The following is a 2542-nucleotide window of genomic DNA, read 5'->3' on the forward strand; positions in this document are numbered from 1 at the left end:
GTCCAGGAAGACGCCGCCGGCGGGGGAGCCCCGACCGGCCTTGACCTCGCTGTTGATCGCACGGGCCACCTCGTCACGGGGCAGCAGCTCCGGCGGACGCCGGTTGTTGTCCGGGTCGGTGTACCAGCGGTCCGCCTCCTCCTCGGTCTCCGCGTACTGCTTGCGGAAGACGTCGGGGACGTAGTCGAACATGAACCGCTTGCCCTCGGAGTTCTTCAGGACACCACCGTCGCCACGGACCGACTCGGTGACCAGGATGCCCTTCACCGAGGGCGGCCAGACCATGCCGGTCGGGTGGAACTGGAGGAACTCCATGTTGATCAGCGTCGCCCCGGCGCGCAGCGCCAACGCGTGCCCGTCCCCGGTGTACTCCCAGGAGTTCGAGGTGACCTTGTAGGAGCGCCCGACACCGCCGGTCGCCAGCACCACGGCCGGCGCCTCGAAGAGGATGAACTCGCCCGACTCGCGGTAGTAGCCGAACGCGCCGGCGACCCGGTCACCGTCGAGCAGCAGCTCGGTGATGGTGGTCTCGGAGAAGACCTTGATCCGGGCGTCGTACGAGCCGAACTCCCGGTGGTCGTCCTGCTGAAGCGAGACGATCTTCTGCTGGAGGGTGCGGATCAGCTCCAGGCCGGTCCGGTCGCCCACGTGCGCCAGGCGCGGGTACTCGTGGCCACCGAAGTTGCGCTGCGAGATCTTGCCGTCCTTGGTGCGGTCGAAGAGCGCACCGTACGTCTCCAGCTCCCAGATCCGCTGCGGCGACTCCTTCGCGTGCAGCTCGGCCATCCGGAAGTTGTTCAGGAACTTGCCACCGCGCATGGTGTCGCGGAAGTGCACCTGCCAGTTGTCCTTGCTGTTCACGTTGCCCATCGCGGCTGCCGCGCCGCCCTCGGCCATCACCGTGTGCGCCTTGCCGAACAGCGACTTGGAGATGATCGCGGTCTTCTTGCCGGCGAGCCTTGCCTCGATGGCGGCACGCAGACCGGCGCCGCCGGCCCCGATGACGACGACGTCGTAGTGGTGTCGTTCGATGCGAGTGGTAGTGGTCATGTCAGGGGCCCTTTAGTTGATGAACCGCAGGTCGGAGAACCAGCCGGCAGCGAGCGCCATGATGTAGAAGTCCGCCAGCGCCAGGGTGCCGAGGGTGATCCAGGCGAGCTGCATGTGCCGGACGTTCAACGCCGAGACGAACGTCCAGGCCTTGTACCGCACCGGGTGCTTGGAGAAGTGCTTCAACCGGCCGCCGATGATGTGCCGGCAGGAGTGGCAGGAGATGGTGTACGCCCAGAGCATCACCACGTTCAGCACCAGGATGATGTTGCCCAGCCCGAAGCCGAAGCCCTTGGGGGAGTGGAAGGCGAGGATCGCATCCCAGGTGTTGATCAGCGAGATGATCGCGGCGGCGTAGAAGAAGTAGCGGTGCAGGTTCTGACCGAGCAGCGGGAAACGGGTCTCACCGCCGTACTCCTTGTGGCCGTCCGGCACGGCGCAGGCCGGCGGCGACAGCCAGAACGACCGGTAGTACGCCTTGCGGTAGTAGTAGCAGGTGAGCCGGAACAGCAACAGGAACGGCAGGGTCAGCGCGGCGTCCGGGATGATCCACCAGCCGGGCAGGAAACGCCCGAAGTGCGAGGCTGCCTCAACACACCTGTCGGTCACGCACGGGGAGTAGAACGGGGTCAGGTAGTGGTAGTCGTTGACCCAGTAGTTGTCGTGCTGGAAGACCCGGACCGTCGCGTACACGACCCAGGCGCTGAGCCCGATCACGGTGATCAGCGGGGCGAACCACCAGCGGTCGGTACGCAACGTCTTCGCCGCGATGGCGGCGCGCGCCCGCGCTCCCCGCGGCCTCGTTGCCGTTGAAGTCATTCGAGTCGTCTCCTCGACGGGCCCGTACGGGCGGGCTGAGCTTTCACCGGTCGGCACGCGGACCGGAGAACCGCACCCGCTGCCACGTCCTGCGCACACAACGACCACGCCGGATCGACCGACGCAGCTAAGTGACACACGTTACGCCGATCTCTGCGAGCCGTCCGCGCAAGGGACCGTCCCGTGTGTCTGGCCTGCGGAAAAGCCGCCTTCTGGATACCTCAGCCGGAGGCGCCTCCGGTGAAGTGCCAGGACGCCAGCCGCACCGAGGGCGCCGTCCACCACGCACCGTCCACCCGATCCGGTTGACGCACCGGCCGCGCACCCAACCCGAGCACCGCCCCCGGCCCGAGCGCCCGGGGGTACGACTCGGTGAACCGCAGGTCGCGTACCGCCCGCACGACAGTGCCGTCCTCGATCAACCAGACACCGTTGCGGGTCAACCCGGTGACGACGAGGCTCTTCGGGTCGAGCACCCGCGTGTACCACAGGTCGCTGACCAGCAGCCCCCGTTCCACACCGCTGACCAGCGCGGCCGTGTCCGCGTCGACGACCGCCCCGGCCGCCGCGCCGGTGGTCGCTGCCCGCCGGTGATCTTCGTGTAGAGCTGGAAGTCCCGGGCCACCTCGCCGATCACGATGAGCTTCTCCGGGGTGATCTCGCCGCCCGGGAT

General features: G+C 67.5%; 3 protein-coding genes. All 3 read right to left on the reverse strand.

From position 1 onward, the window contains the following. On the reverse strand, positions 1 to 1050 hold a 1050-nt coding region (locus tag ACWCO3_RS33805; RefSeq protein WP_450014015.1), incomplete at its 3' end, for an FAD-binding protein. A 12-nt stretch (positions 1051 to 1062) separates the two neighbouring features. Further along, a complete protein-coding gene (locus ACWCO3_RS33810; RefSeq protein ID WP_145779038.1) occupies positions 1063 to 1869 on the reverse strand; it encodes a hypothetical protein in 807 nt (268 codons plus the stop codon). A 221-nt stretch (positions 1870 to 2090) separates the two neighbouring features. Next, positions 2091 to 2542: metallopeptidase TldD-related protein (locus ACWCO3_RS33815; protein ID WP_450014017.1), on the reverse strand; the 452-nt coding region annotated here is incomplete at its 5' end.

The organism is Micromonospora sp. NPDC002411 (genome assembly GCF_053592955.1).

What these genes read in the sequence shown, in the direction of transcription:
- ACWCO3_RS33810 (WP_145779038.1), bottom strand. Translation starts at nt 1,869, where the DNA reads ATGACTTCAACGGCAACGAGGCCGCGGGGAGCGCGGGCGCGCGCCGCC.